Consider the following 18,145-nt stretch of genomic DNA (forward strand, 5'->3'; position numbering starts at 1 on the left):
ATACACCTAAGAGACATCCATGTACACAGACAGCCACGCGCACTTAACTTATCTTAAGCTTGATAAACATGCTCATGAGCCCGACAATCTGCTCAAAGCCATGTATGATGCGGGGGTCAGTCGTACGATGGCGATCATGTGTCAGCTGTCTGAATACGATGACATCCGTGCTTGGGTGGATCGCTCATCGGCTCAGATGGCGCCTGATATTGGCATGAGTGTGGGGATTCATCCTTGTCAAGATGAAGGTATGCTGGCTGGTATCACTCCTGATGTGCTGCTGTCGCTTGATGATGAAAAAGTTTGGGCATTTGGCGAGACGGGGCTTGATTATTATTGGGATAGCGATAAACAATCTGCCCAAAAACACAGTTTCGCTGCGCATATCCACGCCGGTAAAATCGCCAAAAAACCCATCATCGTGCACACGCGCAGTGCCTATGATGATACACTCGATGTACTGGCAGCTGAGCGCTGCGAGCATGGGATTATCCACTGCTTTACCGAAGATTATGCCTTTGCTAAGCGCGCCTTGGACATGGGGCTGTATATTTCGCTGTCTGGGATTGTCAGTTTTAATAAATCACAAGCGCTCAGAGATGTCGCCGCTAAGCTGCCTTTAGATAGGGTGCTGATTGAGACGGACAGCCCATATTTGGCACCTGTACCGAAGCGCGGACGAGATAATGAGCCAACTTTTGTGCCTTATGTGGCTGAAGCCTTATCCAAAGTTTATCAAAAACCTGCCGAAGAGATTGGTCAAATCACAAGCGCTAATTTCGTGAATTTGGTCAATCAATACAAAACCATTATCCAATAATTTAGCTTATGATGACCAATAAACGCATCAGCCTTGCGCCGATGATTGATTACACCACGATGGATTTTAGAGCATTTGCCAGGCTTTTTAATCCTTATATATATCTGTACACCGAAATGATCAGCACAAGCGCAATCTTAAAAGGTGATGCCGCTCATGTGCTCAGATGCCACGGCAGTGAAAACCCTGTTGTCTTGCAGCTGGGCGGCTCAAACCCTGACGAGATGGCAAAAGCGGTGGCTGTCGCTGAGCAAATCGGCGCTTATGATGAATATAATATCAATGTCGGCTGCCCTTCGGATAGGGTTCAGCATAATAAAATTGGCGCCTGCCTGATGGCAGAGCCGCAAACGGTGGCTGACATGGTGCGCGCCATGAAAGATCACACGGATAAGCCTGTCACTGTCAAACATCGTATCGGCATCGATCATTTTGACAGTTATGAGTTTATGCGCGATTTTGTAGAGACCGTAGCTGAAGCAGGCTGCACTCATTTTATTGCTCATGCGCGCATCGCTTGGCTACAAGGACTTTCTCCCAAACAAAACCGTGAAATCCCACCGCTGAGATACGAGGACGTGTATCGGCTCAAGCAAGAATTTCCTGAGCTGACCATTGAGATTAATGGCGGTATTGATCATTTGGCTGCCATTCGCGAGCATTTGACGCAGGTTGATGGTGTGATGGTGGGGCGCGCGTTTTATCATAATCCGTATCTGATGGCAGAATGTCATCACCTATGGGGCAGTGAGCCGCCAAGTCGCTGTCAGGTTTTTGAAAATCTTATGGCATATCTCAAGCAACGTGCTGATGAAGGTGCAAATCTTGCGACAGTGACGCGTCATTATTTGGGATTATTTCAAGGATTGAGCGGCGCGCGGCGCTGGCGTCAGGATTTAAGCGGTAAATCTTCGCTCACGCTTGATGAGATTTATCAGGCAGGTGAGCGAGTTTTGTCCCAAAATGATCAATAATGTGTTTATAACTGACACTATCAAAAATCCGCTAAGTAAAAATCATCAACAGCAGCACCAAGCTGTTATTGACGCTGTGCAGTAACATGGGGGCAAAAACTGACTGAGTGCGGATGCGTGCGTAGCATAACGCCAGCGAAATTGCCACCATTATGATCAGATCGATATAGTTATATTGAAAATGCAATATCGCAAAAATGCCACTGGATAACAGACTGATGGCGATTTGAATGGATTGCGGATGCGTGAAAAAGGGGCTAAACATATCTTCGCCCAAGCGCCAAAATAGACCGCGGCAAATGAGCTCTTCATAGACGGGTGCGCAGATGAGCACAAGCAGCGCAAATAGCCACATCGGCGTGCTTTGATCCACCAGCTGTGCTGCGTCCATTGATGGAGCAGGCTTGAGCCAATCGCTCAGCTGTACAACCACCCAGCTTGATAACGCGATGCTTACCAAGAGTACTGCAAGCGCTCCCAAAAACGATCTGAGACGCATCGGCTCAAAGCCAAAATAATGCCGCCAAAGTTTGACAGCTTGAGTTTGGTCATTGGTCAATTGCCTGATGCGCAAGTATTGCCAAATCAAAATCAGCCATGCCAACGACACCGCCGTCAGCACCAGTGACATGATGGTCAAGGTATTGTCAGCGGTAAAAGACGCCACCGACGAATCGGCAATCATTTTGAGTAAAAAATACCACCCATTTTGAAAAACAAAAATACTGCCAACCACAGCAACGATCAAAAAGATGGCCGTGATTGGCGTGTATCTTGGCAGCGGCTGAGAGATGGGCATGATTTACAGCTGTTCGATGATGGTGTTTAGGATATCTTCGGCGGTCTGCTCGGGGTGCTCAAGTGGAAACATGTGCGAGCCTGCCACATAGCACACAGGAATGTCAAACTTTTTATAAGCATCTTGGTATGAGCCGATTTTGGTGAAATGGCTGTCTTGACCTGCAATCAAAGTCATCGGCTTAGTCGCCGAGATCGATTTTAGCCAATACAATGAAGGAATGGTACGAAAAATCGACACTTCCACAGACTTTGGAATGCTTAGCGTGTATTTACCATCAGCGGTCGGCTCAAAGCCGTATTGAATGTAATTATTAAAACTGCGCTCATCAAAAGGGGCAAACAGTGCTTTTTGTCGTAAAGATTGATACGCATCTTCTCGGCTGTCGTAGGTATCTTTACGGCGTTTGGATTTATGGGCAGGCGATAATCTGTCAATCAGCCGATGGCGAAATTTGGGGATGCGCCCAATTTGCCGATCAATCAATTTGGCAAGGTGATAAGACAGCGCATTACGCGTGGTGATCAAAGATGGATCTAATAAAATCGCTTGACTGATCGGCTTGGGATTGGCAAGTAATGTCTGCATGGTCGTCATCGCACCCACCGAGTGCCCAACTGCCACCAATGTCGGCACGCCATGCTCGCGGCAGGCATCATCGATGCTATCACCCACTTGGTGCGTCAGGCTTTGCCAGTGATTATCGACTGGATAGCTAGGATGTGTGCCTAATTTATCGATTGACACGATGGTAAAGTGTTCGGCAAGTTTATCAAGCATCGGCTGATAAGTCGGCGTAGGGACACCGTTGGCGTGCACAAAATGTAGGACAGGTTTGCCAGTTTTTATAGATTTGGGCAATTGATCTAGCTGATTAATATTGGCGATTGTCATATCATTATCCTAAAACAGTTATCAAAAAATGACTCAATATTCAATTTATAAAGCATACATGACTTTGGGTCAATTTGCTAGCGCTTGTTTTGTGATCTTATTTGTCAAATAGACGATAAATTCACCCAGTTGTCATCATTCATTTTCTTTTTGAATGTGCTATAATTTTATGGATGATGGCTGTAGAAGTCATCATAAAGATAAGCGGCGTCAAGACTGCGTTAGGTAAGCATCGGCGCTATAATACATTGTGATAAGGATTGATGATGAGCTATTTTGGTACAGATGGTATTCGAGGGGAGTTTGGAGTTTTTCCAATTACCCCGGATTTTTTGCTGCGCTTGGGTTTTGGTGCGGGGCGAGTTTTGGTTGAAAAATCACCAAATAAGCGTCCAAGCGTATTGATCGGCAAGGATACGCGTCTGTCGGGCTATGTCATCGAAGCGGCGCTGCAGGCGGGCTTTAACGCGGCGGGCGTTGATGTTTATATGCTTGGACCATTGCCTACGCCTGCGATTGCGCATTTGGTCAAAAGCTTCCATGCCGACATGGGCGTGGTGATCTCAGCGTCGCATAATCCGTACCAAGATAATGGTGTGAAATTCTTCAGTCATGAAGGCAAAAAAATCTCTGACGATATGCAAAATGCCATCAATGCCGAGCTAGATAACTTGGTCGGTGATACGGATGCTCGCATGGCGCGCTTAGCAGGCATTAAATCAGACGCCATCGGCAAAAATCACCGTGTCGCTGATGCCAAAGGCAGATATATCGAATACTGTAAAGGCAGTTTCCCTTATCATTTTAATTTATCCCATCTAAAAATCGTCGTCGATTGTGCCAACGGTGCAGGCTACAGCGCAGCACCTCGAGTACTCAAAGAGCTTGGCGCACAAGTCATCGCCATTCATAATACCCCTGATGGCGTCAATATCAATGATCATTGTGGCTCAACGCATCCTGAAGTCATTCAGGCAGCGGTGCGTGAGCATGGTGCAGATGTGGGCATCGCATTGGATGGCGATGGCGATCGCATTATCATGACCGATGAGCAGGGTAATATCGTGGATGGGGATGGGATCTTATATATACTTGCCAAGCATCTTAAGCCTGCAGGCGTGGTCGGCACTTTGATGAGTAATGTGGCGCTTGAGCTGGCTTTGGCTGATCAGGGCATAGATTTTCATCGTGCCAAAGTGGGCGATCGCTATGTCATGCAAGACTTAGAAGAGCGCGGCTGGTCTATCGGCGGTGAGCCATCGGGGCATATTTTATGTTTGGATAAAAGCCGTACAGGGGATGCGATTGTGGCAGGCTTACAGGTACTCAGCTGCATGGCAGAAACAGGCAAGGCGCTCAGCGAATTGATCCAAGGGTATACGCCATTTCCCCAAAAGCTGATCAATGTGCGCCTATCTCAAATGAGCGACCCGTATGCCAATGAAGAACTCAAAGCCATCTTCGATGAAGCAGAAAAATCACTTTTGGGTCAAGGGCGCTTGCTGATCCGCAAGTCAGGCACCGAGCCTGTCATCCGTGTGATGGTTGAGCACCAAGACGAAAGTAGCTGCCAAGCCTTAGCAGAAAAATTAGCCGCAGAAGTCAAGCGCGTACTTGCTTAATAACTGATTAAATCGTGACGATGTGTCACTTTATTATATCTTAGGAGATTGATTGTGGATTTGACAGATCATAGACAATCCTACGAAAAACATAGTTTGGCTGATGCAGGGCTGCCAAATGATCCATTTAATTTGTTTCGAGCGTGGTTTGATGAAGCGGTCGATGCCAAGCTGCCCGAACCTTATGCGATGAGTTTGGCAACATGCGGCGCGGATGGTCGCCCAAGTGTTCGTATAGTGCTGATGCGTGAGCTGACCGATCAAGGCGTGGTGTTTTATACCAATTATGACAGTGCTAAGGGTCAAGACCTTGCCGATAATCCCAATGCTGAAGTGTTGTTTTTTTGGCAAGGGCTTGAGCGCCAAGTCCGTTTAAGCGGTCAAATGAAAAAGATTTCTAGCGAAAAATCAGCGGCTTATTTTGCCAAGCGCCCACGCGAAAGCCAGTTGGGTGCTTGGGTGAGTCAGCCCCAAAGTGGTGTGGTGGATAGCCGCCAAACTATGGAAGATAAGTTTTTAGAACTTGATCAGCGTTTTGGCGAATCTGTACCGCACCCAAGCTTTTGGGGTGGATATGAGCTGATCGTTGAGCGCGCTGAATTTTGGCAGGGGCGTCTTGGGCGTATGCATGACCGCATGACATACACCAAACACGGTGAGTCTTGGGAAATTCAGCGTCTTTTACCATAAGCCAGTTTGATATTTTAGCCTGTCAAAATCACAAATTTTGGCAGGCTTTTACTTAAAATGACAAAATTTTTGCACGAATTTTGAGTAATTTAAACCAATTTTGCCAAAAATGATGCCATCAGAATGTCATGCTTTGTTACAAATACAGCATTTTTCATGGTTTTGGGCAACTTTTGCGCTCAAATCTGCCAATTTTCTAGTAGGCAGTAACAATCAGGTGCGTTCCTTTGCATTTTTTATGTAGATTGCAACACGGTAATTTGGCAAAATGCATCAAACATTCATGAGCAACTAAAATTTTAGATCAATGACGCGTTTTTTGTCATTTAATTTATGAGGGAAAACTATGACGACTTCAACCATCAAAGCCATGGCGATCAAAGCACTTATAGCAGCGGCAACGGTGACGGCTGCTACAGCGCCTATGGCAATGGCAACCACCGCTCACGCTGCGGCAGCTTCTCAGCAAACCGCTGCCAAAAATTTAAACAATCAGCTTGTGGGCATTCGCTCAATGACAGCGAATTTTAGCCAAACCACAAAAGCAGGCAGCAAGACCACCAATTTTACAGGCTCTATGAGTGTTCAGCGCCAAAATCAGTTCCGCTGGGAAACCAAATCACCAGCTGAGCAGCTGATTGTGGCTAATGGCAGCACCATGTGGATTTATGATAAAGATTTGCAGCAAGCCACCCGCCAGTCGGTCAGCAACCAAGTGGGCGAAACTCCAGCGCTGCTATTGTCAGGCAACCCTAGCCAAATCAGCCAAAACTTTAATGTCAGCCAGCCTAATGCCAATAAAAATTACTTCGTATTGACGCCCAAATCAAGCAGCGCCAATTTTAACAGCTTGTCTTTGAGCTTTAATGGCGGTCGTCCTGTGATGATGGTGCTTCATGATGCTATCGGTCAGACCACCACCATTCGCTTTAGCAACATTTCTTTGAATAAAAAATTGGCGGCAGCGCAGTTTAATTTTACACCGCCAAACGGTGTCGATGTCATCAGCCAGTAATCTGTGTGACCATGAGCATCAGGCGCTTGTGATGCGCCTGATGCTCATAACGATCTTAGATCGGCGGTGGGGTGTATCACTATGATCAATCAGCGATCAAAATGTAAGCAGACTGTGATCAAAGCTGTACGGTATCTATTCATTGGCTCTGTGATGGCAGGCGGTCTTGCTGGCTGTAGCCAAACTGATGAGACATCTGGTACCATCAAGCAGTCACGCCCCACCAAATTTAGCGATGACTACCACCAAAGCTATGCTCAAATCATCCAAGAGTTAGAGCAGACCATCCAAAACCAAAGCCTTAGTACGGACATTAACCATCAATTTGTCAGCACCATGCTCAATCATCAGCAAGCTGCCGTCATGATGGCGTATGTTCAGCTTAAATTTGGGTCAGATAAGCAAGCGCTAAATATCGCTCAGCGCAGCATAGACATACAACAAGCACAAATGGCGTGGATGAGACAGTGGCTTGCCAATGATGCCCTGACGCATGAGCGGACTGAGCAGTCACCACATTTGGCTTTTAATGGCTATGAATCTTATGATACCCAAACACTGATAACAGCCGCCAACTCCCAAACGGCGGATAAAGCCTTTATTTATCTGATGCAGATGCATCAGCTGCAAGCCATTCATGTGGCTGAGCAAGCGCTCGAGATGGGGCTGGATGCAGAAGTCGCCGCCTTGGCAGAAGATATTATCATCACTCAAACGACCGAATTAAAAGCCCTACAAAATTGGCTGCATGATGCTGATTGAATCTTATAAGACTTAAATTTTTAAACTCAAGCGAAAAAATAGACGCTTGGGTTTTTATTTTACTTAAGGCTTATATGACAACTGTGTTATACTTTGATGACTTTTTAGTACAGGATAAGGATGCGCTATGAAAAAAATTGAGATTAAGATCGAGGGTATGACTTGCAGCGGCTGTGTCAGCAGCGTCCAAAAAGCTTTGCAAGCGGTGGCTGGCGTGGAGGCGATCTCTGTTAGCCTTGAAGATGGCTTGGCAGTGGTGGCATATGATGAGTCAGCCTGTGATGCCGAAGCGATCATTGAGGCGATCGAAGAGGCGGGTTTTGACGCGCAAGCGGTTTAGTCCAATCATGCTGCTTTAGAATGTTTGGATGAATTTTTTACATAGTATTTGCTAAAAAAATCATACCATAATAATTTGAAATAATTTCTTGGGATAAATTCATTGCTAAAATGATGTAATTTTGTAAAGTGTGTTATAATACCGCCATTTTACAAAATTGAGATCACATAGAGGTGATTATGTTAGCCAATTGGTCAGCGATTGCATTTTTGCTAGCCGCCGTAGGGCTGGTTGTTTTTATGTTGGTAGTGCCACGTCTCCTTGGCGGGCGTTCATCAGGGTCTCAAAAGCAAGAAACCTTTGAAGCAGGGGTGGTGTCTGCTGGTTCGGCGCGCATTCGCTTATCTGCTAAATTCTATTTGGTCGCCATTTTCTTTGTCATTTTTGATTTAGAAGCATTGTTTTTATATGCTTATGCAGTCAGTGTGCGCGAAGTGAATTGGTATGGATTTACCGCGGCGGCGATTTTCATTGCCATTTTGTTTGTCGGTCTGATCTATGAGCTGCGTTTGGGCGCGATGAATTGGGCACCTGCCGACAAGCGTCAGAAAAAACCACGCATCCTAAGCCGTCCTGATAACTTTGATTTGGCTGCCATTACAGCTTTTAATGGTATCGATGAGCTGCATACCGATCCTACTGGCAAAGTCCCTGCCCAATCTTCAGGACGCATCAATGTTTCTAATGACATTGAAAAAAACAAAGCGCATATGGCAAATATCGACCATATCAACACCACAGGTCGCGTCACCACCCAAGATTTTAACTCATAATAACACTGCCAATTTATTGACAGTGTTATTGGCATGGATGATTTTTGACTGATAAGGAAGCGCTGATGACAATAACAGGGTACAAAATTGATTGGCTATCTGCCATGCTTGCCATCACCTTTATGATAAATGGTCATTTGGCCAAATCCAAAAACCAAATGCTAAAATAATGCCAGTTTGTTAACCAGCAAGATTAAGACTATGAAATACACTCTCACCAAGCCAAATCAAAATACTGAGCAATATCCACAACAAAGCCGTGAGATCATCGATGACATCACCCAAGCTGAAGTGGATAAAAATGTCTTTATGGCGAAGCTGTCTGATTTGACGCATGCCGCGGCTAACTGGGGGCGCAAAAACTCCTTATGGCCGTTTAACTTTGGTACCAGCTGCTGCTATGTAGAATATGCCACAACCTTGACGGGTGTGCATGATTTATCGCGTTTTGGTGCCGAAGTGATTCGTGCATCACCGCGTCAAGCGGATGTGATGATTGTGGCGGGAACGTGTTTTGTTAAGATGGCGCCTGTTATTCTCAGACTTTATGAGCAAATGCTAGAACCCAAATGGGTCATCTCCATGGGGGCGTGTGCCAACTCAGGCGGTATGTATGACATTTATTCGGTCGTACAAGGCGTGGATAAAATCTTACCGGTAGATGTGTATATCCCCGGCTGCCCGCCGCGCCCTGAAGCGGTCATTCAGGCATTGATGCTGCTCCAAGATTCGATCACGCATGAACGCCGTCCGCTTGGCATTCATCTGGATGAACAAGGCATCATTCAGCCTGTGATGACGCCTGAACGAGACCGTAAAATGGCTGACCGCATCGCTACAGTGAATCTGCGTAGCCAAGATGATGCGTTTTAAGCGGCTTTAATTAACGTCATCACTTATCTATGGCTGAGTAAATAAAAATTTCAAAAACGCGTAAATTTTTATACTTTTAAAAAATTGGTAAATACGAATGAGCATAAATCACACTCACGATTTTGGCGTGTTGGAAGAATTGACCGCAAAAAACCACGCTTATATCACACAGTCTACGGCGGACGGCATTCCCACCATTTGGGTTGAACCGAGTGTGGTTTTGGATGTGCTATTAACGCTGCGCACGCTGCCCAAGCCTTTTGTGATGTTGGTGGATTTATCCGCTATGGATGAGCGTTTGCGTCAGCACCGCCATGGTTTGCCTGACAGTGATTTTACTGTCTTTTATCATCTGATGAGCTTGGAGCGAAATTCAGACATTCGTGTCAAAGTCGCCTTAAAAGAAGGTGAGCATATTCCAAGTGCGACCAAAATTTATCCCAATGCCAACTGGTATGAGCGAGAAGTGTGGGACATGTTTGGGGTGGTGTTTGACGGACACCCGCATCTGACACGCATTTTATTGCCTAAATACTGGGAAGGGCATCCTTTGCGTAAAGAATACCACGCACGCGCCACTGAATTTACGCCGTATTTTTTGAACACCGCCAAACAGCAATTTGAACAAGAAAACTTACGCTTTGTGCCCGAAGAGTGGGGCATGAAACGCTCTGGGCGTGATGAAGACTTTATGTTCCTAAACATCGGACCTAACCACCCGTCCGCACACGGGGCGTTTCGTTTGGTGTTGCAGCTAGACGGCGAAGAAATCATTGACTGCATTCCTGACATCGGCTACCACCACCGTGGGGCGGAAAAGATGGCGGAGCGTCAGACGTGGCATTCGTTCATTCCTTATACCGACCGCATTGACTATCTGGGCGGCGTGATGAATGAGCTGCCGTACATCATGGCGGTGGAAAAATTGGCAGGCATTACCACCCCTGAGCGCGCCAATGTCATTCGTATCATGATGAGTGAGTTTTTTAGGATTACCAATAATTTGCTTTATTGGGGAACGTTCATCCAAGATGCAGGCGGTATGACGCCAGTGTTTTATATGTTTGCCGACCGTCAAAAGGCGTATGATGTCATTGAAGCAGTTACGGGCTATCGTATGCACCCAGCGTGGTTTAGAATTGGTGGGACGGCACATGATTTGCCCAATGGCTGGGAGCGTTTGGTGCGTGAGTTTTTGGATTGGATGCCAAAACGCATTGATGAGTACTATAAAGCCACGATGACCAACACAGTCTTAAAAGGACGCACGCAAGCGGTCGCCCAATATGATGCCAAACAGGCTTTGGCGTGGGGAGTTACTGGCGCGGGTCTGCGAGCTACGGGCATTGACTTTGATTTACGTAAGGCTCGTCCGTATTTGGGCTATGAAAACTTTGACTTTGAGATTCCGGTGTTCTATAACGGTGATGCTTATGATAGATGTTTGGTGAAGATAGAAGAGATTCGCCAAAGCTTGCGTATCATTGAGCAGTGTCTAAATAATATGCCAAGCGGAGCGTACAAAGCAGAGCATCCACTGGCAGTACCACCACCAAAAGACCGCACACTACAAGACATCGAAACGCTCATCAACCACTTTGTGTCCGTATCATGGGGTCCTGTGATGCCTGCTGGTGAGTCGGCGTGTATGGTGGAAGGCGTCAAAGGGCTAAACAGCTACTATGTAACAAGCGATAACTCAACCATGAGCTATCGTACACGTATCCGCACACCGACTTTTGCTCATTTGCAGCAGATGCCTAGCGTGATTAACGGCTCATTGGTGTCCGACGCGATTATTTATTTGGCAAGTATTGATATTGTCATGGCAGATTGTGATAGATAGACGTGATGATTGATGTTGTTGTACTGCTTGGCTTTATAAGTTCAGTGGTGCTATTTTTATCCACGCCAGGTCCTGTTACGGTAATGGTGGTAAATAATAGTTCAAAACAAGGGTTTTTGGCGGGCGTTTTGACGATTGCAGGGACAAATGCGGCATCTTTGGTGCTTATTGCCATATCGTTTTTGGTCTTGTATGGAGTGTTGGCTGTTAGTGAAACGATGTTGACATGGTTTGGCTTGTTTGGTGCTTTGTATTTGCTGTATTTTGCCTTACAAGTGATTAAAGACAGTTTTTATGCCACATCCTTATCATTGGATAAAGCACAGACCAATAAAAAGCCGTTAGCGGTTTATTTTAAACAAGGGTTTTTGGTAGGAATAAGCAATCCCAAAGACGTACTATTTTTTATGGCGTTTTTCCCATTATTTTTTGGCATCAGTGAAAATATCAGCCTTGCCATGATGATATTAACTTTAACATAGGTAATATTAGATTATGGTATTTTGTCATTATACGGTGTGATATTTGCCAAGATAAAAAATCAAGCCTTTATTGCTTGGGTGGGCAGAGTATCAGGGCTGATATTACTATGCGTGGCGGTGTTTGGTGTATATAAGACAGTTGTTTTGTTGACAAATTAGTTGGTCAGTTTGACTTTGGTTATCAAAATCAAGTTTTGATGTATAGAATTAAAAATTTAGGCGATAAGTAAACAATGGTGCTGTAGATGAAAATCGTAACCGATAAAACCCCTAAAGTAGATGTCAATGCCATCTTAACGGCGGAAGAAATTGCAGGAATTGATGAGTACATTCATCATTATCCACAGCCACGTGCAGCGGTGCTCGATGCGCTAAAGCTAGTCCAAAAGCGTAACGGCTGGGTCGATGACACCCAAGTCGCCGCCATCGCCAATATGCTGTCTATCGCTGTGACGGATGTCGAGGGTGTGGCGACATTTTTTAACCGCATCTATCGTAGCCCCGTGGGTCGCCATGTGATTTTGATTTGTGATTCGATTGCGTGTTATTTGACGGGTTATGAGGCTTTGTCGGACGAATTTAAACGCACCTTGGGCATTGACTTTGGGCAGACAACCCCTGATGGCAGATTTACCTTGCTGCCGATTTGCTGCTTGGGTAATTGCGATAAAGGCACCAGTATTTTGATTGATGAAGATACTTATGGGTCGGTCACACCACAGGATGTGCCATTGTTATTGGAGCAATATCTATGACAACCAACATGATGAGCGTGGCAGAGCAGATACAGGCGCGTAAAGAGGGGCTTGCCCCAAGTCAGCTTAATCGTCAGCGCATACCGATCTATGGCGTGGGCTTGGCAGAAGGTCAAGAGCCGACTTGTGAGACTCATCCCTTGACTTGGCGTTTATTTCATCAAGATGCTGTCTTAAAGTTGGCTGATTATTTGGCATTAAAAGGTTTTGATGGTCTAAAAATTGCCCTAAGCAAAACCCCCAAAGAAGTGGGCGAGATGATCAAAAACGCCAATGTGCGCGGCCGTGGTGGGGCAGGATTTAACGCAGGCTTGAAATGGACGTTTATGACGCCACCAGATGGGGGCGTGCGGTATTTGATTTGTAATGCTGACGAGATGGAACCTGGCACATTCAAAGACCGCTTATTAATGGAGCGCTTGCCATTTCAGCTGATCGAGGGGATGCTGATCAGTGCCTATGCCATCGGTGCGTCGGTGGGTTATATCTTTATTCGTGGTGAATACATCTTGGCAGCCAAGCGACTTGAAGCAGCAATCAAAGAGCTGCATGAGCATGGCTTGATGGGTGAGGGCATTTTAGGCAGCCAGTTTAATTTTGAGCTGCATGTGCATACAGGGGCGGGGCGATATATTTGCGGTGAAGAGACAGCGCTCATCAACTGCCTAGAAGGTCGCCGTGCCAACCCGCGCACCAAGCCGCCATTTCCCCAAGTCTCGGGAGCGTGGGGCAGACCCACAGTCGTCAATAATGTTGAGACGCTCAATAATATGTCAGCGATTATGATCAATGGCGTGGATTGGTATTTAAATCTACCAAAAGCCAAAGGCAAATCTGATACCCCGGGCACCAAAATCATGGGTGTATCAGGACGAGTCAAAGATGCAGGGCTTTGGGAAGTGCCTTTTGGCTACACCGCAAGAGAGCTGATTGAATTGGCAGGTGGTATGCAAGAGGGGCTGAAGCTCAAAGCATGGCTACCAGGTGGCGCCAGTACGGACTTTTTGACCGCAAGCGATGAGCATTTGGATTTGGTGATGGATTTTGAACCGATCATGAAAGCAGGCTCGCGCCTTGGTACTTGCTTGATGATGGTGGTGGACGAAACCCAGGATATGGTGAGTTTATCAAAAAATCTGCAACAGTTCTTTCAGCGTGAAAGCTGCGGCTGGTGTACGCCATGCCGTGATGGACTGCCATGGGGCGTGAAGATGCTAGATGCTATCGATAAAGGCGAAGGCAGACCTGAAGATATCGATAAACTGTCTGAGCTGACGCGTGATTTGTGGATTGGTAAGACATTTTGTGCGCACGCGCCAGGGGCGATGGAGCCTTTGATGAGTGCATTAAAATATTTCCGTCATGAATTTGACAATAAGATTAATTCAGCCGAAATCTCGGTGGATGCAGTGGGGAGCGAGTGATGGCAGTCATTCATATTGATGGTAAGACGGTCGAGGTTGATAGCGCCGATAACCTATTACAAGCTTGTTTGTCGCTTGGCATTGATATTCCTTATTTTTGTTATCATCCTGCTTTGGGTTCTGTGGGATCGTGCCGTCAGTGTGCAGTCAAGCAATACAACAGTGCTGAAGACTATGAAGCAGGGCGTGGACGATTGGTGATGAGCTGCATGGTTGCGCCCACCAATGATATGTACATCTCTGTCAATGATGAAGAAGCCAAAGGGTTTCGTAAGCGCATTGTTGAATATTTGATGACCAACCACCCCCACGATTGCCCAACTTGTGAAGAAGGGGGTCATTGCCACTTGCAAGACATGACCTATATGTCAGGGCATCGTGAGCGCCGCTATCGCTTCACCAAGCGAACGCATCATAACCAAGATTTAGGTCCATTTATCAATCATGAAATGAACCGCTGTATCGCGTGCTATCGCTGCGTACGTTTTTATAAAGACTATGCCGGCGGTGAAGATATGGGCGTGTATGCGTCAAATAATCGCGTCTATTTTGGTCGTGAAGCAGACGGTCAATTTGAAAGTGAGTTTAGCGGTAACTTAACTGAAGTTTGCCCAACAGGTGTATTCACCGATAAGACCCATTCTGATCGCTATAATCGCAAGTGGGATATGCAGTACGCGCCCAGTGTCTGTCATGGCTGCTCCACCGGCTGTAACATCTCAGCAGGCGAGCGCTACGGCGAGCTTCGTCGTATCGAGAACCGCTATAATCATGACGTGAATGGTTACTTTTTATGCGATCGCGGACGCTTTGGCTATGGCTATGTCAACCGAGCGGATCGACCCATCCGCCCTTATCAAAACACTCCGTCAGGCAGAGTTGAGCTGAGCGCCGATGCTGCACTTGATCATGTCCTTGAAATCATTCAAGACAAAAAAGTCATCGGCATCGGTAGTGTCCACACCAGTCTTGAAAATAATTTCGCACTCAAAAAACTGGTGGGTGATGCGCGATATAGCACCGGTCAGACGATGGCGATGCAGTCTTTGACGGATCAGGCGGTTCAGCTTTTGCGTAACCAAGATATTTATAATCCTTCTGTGGCTCAAATTGAGCAGGCGGATGCGGTATTTATTTTGGGTGAAGACATCACTCAAACGTCAGCCCGTGTGGCATTGTCCGTACGCCAAGCAGCAAAAAATCAAGCCAAAGCCATGGCAACTGCCTTGCGCACAGATCATTGGCTTGCCGAACCAGTTAAGCGTATCGGACAAACTGAGTATAGCCCCATTTATGTGGTGGATGTGGTCGATACCAAACTGGACGATATCGCCAAAGTCTCTGTCGTGGCAACCATCGAAGATGTGGCAAGATTGGGCTATTTGGTGGGTGAAATCATCGAAAGCTTTGATGTGCATTTGGATAATCTTCAAAAGCCCCAAATCACCGCTGACGCTCAGATGCTTGAGCTTGCTTATCAAATCGCTGTGGATTTGGTCTCTGCCAATCAGCCGCTGATCATCTCTGGTACTTCATTACAATCACCGCAAGTCATTGATGCCGCTGGCTTTGTTTCTCAAGCTTTAAGCAATAAACGCCGCGCCATCAAAAAAACTAACGCTGATGAATTGGCGGCATATGAGCAAGCTCATGCAGCAGATATGCCAAGTCACGACCCGCAGCTGGCAGCTAAACCTGAACATCCCGACACTCAAACCGATAAGGTCGAGCAAGCGCAAATCAGCCAGCCGCAGCCTAAGGCGCTTGATGAGCATTTTGTACCGATTGCAGCGATTTATTTGGCACTGCCTGCCGCTAATAGTGTCGGCTTGTCGCTGCTTGGCGGCAGATCAATCGAAGAGGTTTTGGCAGAAGATTTTGATGTGCTGATCGTGCTTGAAAACGATCTAAGCCAAAGCGTTGGCATTAATGTACTGGAGAAAATCGCAGATAAAACGGTGATCGTTATAGATCATCAAAGCTATCCATGGCATGACCAAGCTGCCATGGTGCTATCTTCTGCCAGCTTTGCAGAAGCAGATGGTACTTTGGTCTCCGCAGAAGGTCGAGCACAGCGCTTCTTCCAAGTTTATGATAAAAAATATTATGAGCCGACCAGTGACATCAAAGAAGGCTGGAGATGGCTGTATGCGCTGGCTTATGAGTCTGGTAAGACTGCCAGTGCGGCACATCTGGATGAGGTGATTGCTGATATCGTGGCACATCACGATGATTTGGCGCTGATTCAAGAGGCTGCACCAGCAGCGGACTATCGGATTACGGGTCTTAAGATCGCGCGTGAGCCGCGTCGCTACTCTGGTCGTACAGCACTGCGCGCACCTTTATCAGTTCATGAGCCGATGCAGCCAAAAGATCTTGATACCGCTTTGACATTTTCTATGGAAGGTTATGTTGGTACTCAAACCAATCCTGCCAGCATTCCATTTGCTTGGGCAGCGGGCTGGAACTCGCCGCAAGCATGGAATAAATATCAAGATAAAGTGGGCGGTAAGCTCAAAGGTGGCGATGTGGGCGTGCGCTTGTTTGATCATTTGCCCAAAACCACCCAAAGCTATACTTCGTCGCGCTCAATGATCCAAGATGTCCCAAACACCAGTGTCTTTAACGGCGTGGTGCGACTTGTCCCAATTCATAATCTATTTAGTGCCAGTGCGATGGCAAGCCGTAGCCCAATTGTCGCCAATCAAATAAAACCGACTGGTTGGTATGTTAATAAAGAAGACGCTGATCTTTGGCAAGTCCGCACAGGGGATTTGTTGGCGATCGATTCGGTCTATGGGGAAATTGTCCTACCTGTTATTATCAGTGAGTACATTCCTGATGGATGCATTGGCTATGGCGCAGGCGTCGTGCCGCTGAGCCCTAGAGTGCCAACAAAAATTAAGCGAGCAGACTCAGTGGCAGAGATTTTTGAGCCAAGCTATGTGTCAAGCCTAAAAAATCTTTCAAAGACATATCGTAGTCCTTTATTTAAGGCGAGTGAAACACCGGTGCGCGTCACCCCAGTCATGGAGAGCGTGTGATGACGATTCGTATTATCCCAGAGATGCCTTCATTTTTAACCAATACGATGAGCTTTGATGTTTGGTCATTGGTATTTTTGGTGGTGCAGGCACTGGTCATTTTTCTTGGCTTGGTGATGGTTGCTGCTTTAATGATCGTCTATGAGCGCCGTATGCTTGCGCTTTGGCAAGATCGCTATGGTCCAAACCGCGTCGGCTGGCAAGGGTCGCTGCAGCTGGTGGCGGATATGTTAAAAATTTTCTTTAAAGAAGATTGGACGCCTGAGTTTGCCGATAAAAAGATCTTTACATTGGCACCTGCCATTGCCATGTTTACTGCTTTGGCAAGTTTTGCCATTATTCCATTGTCACCAACCTTAGGGGCGGCAGATTGGAATATTGGTATTTTATTTTTCTTTGCCATGGCAGGCTTGGCGGTGTATGCAGTGATGTTTGGCGGATGGGCTTCTGCCAATAAATTTTCGTTGCTTGGTGGTCTTCGATCGTCTGCCCAAACCATCAGTTATGAAGTTTTTCTTGGACTATCCTTAATGGGCGTGGTGGCAATGGCAGGGTCATTTAACCTGCGTGAGATTGTCGAAGCCCAAACCGTGGTTTGGAATGTGATTCCTCAGTTTTTTGGTTTTTTGACTTTTGTGGTTGCAGGGGTTGCAGTGACACATCGCCATCCTTTTGACCAGCCAGAAGCAGAGCAAGAACTTGCCGAAGGTTATCATGTGGAATATTCTGGCATGAAGTTTGGCATGTTCTTTATTGGCGAGTATGTTAATGTGGTCGTCATTTCAGCACTCATGACTTGCTTGTTCTTTGGGGGTTGGCTTGCGCCTTTTGGGCTTGAGATACCTTTTATTCCACCGGTGATTTGGTTTATGGTCAAGACATTATTTTTTATGACCTTGTTTGTTTTGGCTCGTGGTTCTTTGATGCGTCCACGCTATGATCAGGTGATGAATTTTGGCTGGAAAGTCTGTCTGCCGGTGACATTGGTGAATTTGCTTGTGACGGCTGCCGTCATACTTTCCGTACAATAAG

Annotated in this window: 17 protein-coding genes; 15 read left to right on the forward strand and 2 right to left on the reverse strand. The window is 46.4% G+C overall.

The features are described from left to right. Window positions 1-19: 19 nt before the first annotated feature. Both U0021_RS08565 and dusA read left to right on the forward strand, forming a co-directional pair. Complete coding sequence (locus U0021_RS08565; RefSeq protein ID WP_114800431.1) at window positions 20-820, forward strand: TatD family hydrolase; 801 nt, start codon at window positions 20-22, stop codon at window positions 818-820. 8 nt (window positions 821-828) lie between these two features. Beyond that, a complete protein-coding gene (gene dusA / locus U0021_RS08570; RefSeq protein WP_114800432.1) occupies window positions 829-1,794 on the forward strand; it encodes a tRNA dihydrouridine(20/20a) synthase DusA in 966 nt (321 codons plus the stop codon). A 31-nt stretch (window positions 1,795-1,825) separates the two neighbouring features. Here dusA and U0021_RS08575 read toward each other — a convergent pair whose 3' ends face one another. Then, entirely contained in the window at window positions 1,826-2,593 is a 768-nt protein-coding gene (locus U0021_RS08575) for a CPBP family intramembrane glutamic endopeptidase (RefSeq protein ID WP_114800433.1), read from the reverse strand. 3 nt (window positions 2,594-2,596) lie between these two features. After that, on the reverse strand, window positions 2,597-3,487 hold the full coding sequence (locus tag U0021_RS08580; RefSeq protein ID WP_114800434.1) for an alpha/beta fold hydrolase: 891 nt from the start codon (window positions 3,485-3,487) through the stop codon (window positions 2,597-2,599). 266 nt (window positions 3,488-3,753) lie between these two features. On the opposite strand from U0021_RS08580, the gene glmM reads away from it, so the two are divergent. The 13 genes from glmM to nuoH all read left to right on the forward strand — a co-directional run bounded on the left by glmM (window position 3,754) and on the right by nuoH (window position 18,144). Next, the gene (gene glmM / locus U0021_RS08585; RefSeq protein ID WP_114800435.1) at window positions 3,754-5,109 is read left to right on the forward strand and encodes a phosphoglucosamine mutase; all 1,356 of its coding nucleotides are present in this window, start codon (window positions 3,754-3,756) and stop codon (window positions 5,107-5,109) included. Window positions 5,110-5,163: 54 nt separating this feature from the next. Continuing rightward, window positions 5,164-5,799, forward strand: a complete 636-nt coding sequence (gene pdxH / locus U0021_RS08590; protein ID WP_114800436.1) for a pyridoxamine 5'-phosphate oxidase — start codon at window positions 5,164-5,166, stop codon at window positions 5,797-5,799. A 346-nt stretch (window positions 5,800-6,145) separates the two neighbouring features. Beyond that, window positions 6,146-6,814: an outer membrane lipoprotein chaperone LolA gene (gene lolA / locus U0021_RS08595; protein WP_205276527.1), complete on the forward strand. Its 669-nt coding sequence runs from the start codon at window positions 6,146-6,148 to the stop codon at window positions 6,812-6,814. Between the two features lie 81 nt (window positions 6,815-6,895). Further along, window positions 6,896-7,576, forward strand: a complete 681-nt coding sequence (locus U0021_RS08600; RefSeq protein ID WP_114800437.1) for a DUF305 domain-containing protein — start codon at window positions 6,896-6,898, stop codon at window positions 7,574-7,576. A gap of 127 nt (window positions 7,577-7,703) precedes the next feature. Beyond that, window positions 7,704-7,916 (forward strand): heavy-metal-associated domain-containing protein, encoded by a 213-nt coding sequence (locus U0021_RS08605; RefSeq protein ID WP_114800438.1) that lies wholly within the window; start codon window positions 7,704-7,706, stop codon window positions 7,914-7,916. Between the two features lie 179 nt (window positions 7,917-8,095). Then, on the forward strand, window positions 8,096-8,689 hold the full coding sequence (gene ndhC / locus U0021_RS08610) for an NADH-quinone oxidoreductase subunit A (protein ID WP_049236135.1): 594 nt from the start codon (window positions 8,096-8,098) through the stop codon (window positions 8,687-8,689). Window positions 8,690-8,890: 201 nt separating this feature from the next. After that, the gene (locus U0021_RS08615; protein ID WP_049236134.1) at window positions 8,891-9,562 is read left to right on the forward strand and encodes a NuoB/complex I 20 kDa subunit family protein; all 672 of its coding nucleotides are present in this window, start codon (window positions 8,891-8,893) and stop codon (window positions 9,560-9,562) included. Between the two features lie 97 nt (window positions 9,563-9,659). Continuing rightward, window positions 9,660-11,408, forward strand: a complete 1,749-nt coding sequence (gene nuoC / locus U0021_RS08620) for an NADH-quinone oxidoreductase subunit C/D (RefSeq protein ID WP_049236133.1) — start codon at window positions 9,660-9,662, stop codon at window positions 11,406-11,408. Window positions 11,409-11,413: 5 nt separating this feature from the next. Further along, window positions 11,414-11,890, forward strand: a complete 477-nt coding sequence (locus U0021_RS08625; RefSeq protein ID WP_114800439.1) for a LysE family translocator — start codon at window positions 11,414-11,416, stop codon at window positions 11,888-11,890. Window positions 11,891-12,135: 245 nt separating this feature from the next. After that, the gene (nuoE, locus tag U0021_RS08630) at window positions 12,136-12,645 is read left to right on the forward strand and encodes an NADH-quinone oxidoreductase subunit NuoE (protein WP_114800440.1); all 510 of its coding nucleotides are present in this window, start codon (window positions 12,136-12,138) and stop codon (window positions 12,643-12,645) included. An 11-nt stretch (window positions 12,646-12,656) separates the two neighbouring features. Next, complete coding sequence (nuoF, locus tag U0021_RS08635) at window positions 12,657-14,069, forward strand: NADH-quinone oxidoreductase subunit NuoF (protein WP_081261636.1); 1,413 nt, start codon at window positions 12,657-12,659, stop codon at window positions 14,067-14,069. After that, window positions 14,069-17,113, forward strand: a complete 3,045-nt coding sequence (gene nuoG, locus U0021_RS08640; RefSeq protein WP_114800441.1) for an NADH-quinone oxidoreductase subunit NuoG — start codon at window positions 14,069-14,071, stop codon at window positions 17,111-17,113. The genes nuoF and nuoG overlap by 1 nt, the downstream gene beginning before the upstream one ends. Next, window positions 17,113-18,144 (forward strand): NADH-quinone oxidoreductase subunit NuoH, encoded by a 1,032-nt coding sequence (nuoH, locus tag U0021_RS08645; RefSeq protein ID WP_078256439.1) that lies wholly within the window; start codon window positions 17,113-17,115, stop codon window positions 18,142-18,144. Before nuoG ends, nuoH begins: the two co-directional genes overlap by 1 nt. Window position 18,145: the final 1 nt, after the last annotated feature.

Origin of the sequence: Moraxella canis (assembly GCF_034424565.1) — a bacterium.
In the GTDB taxonomy this organism is placed as follows: Bacteria; Pseudomonadota; Gammaproteobacteria; order Pseudomonadales; family Moraxellaceae; genus Moraxella; species Moraxella canis.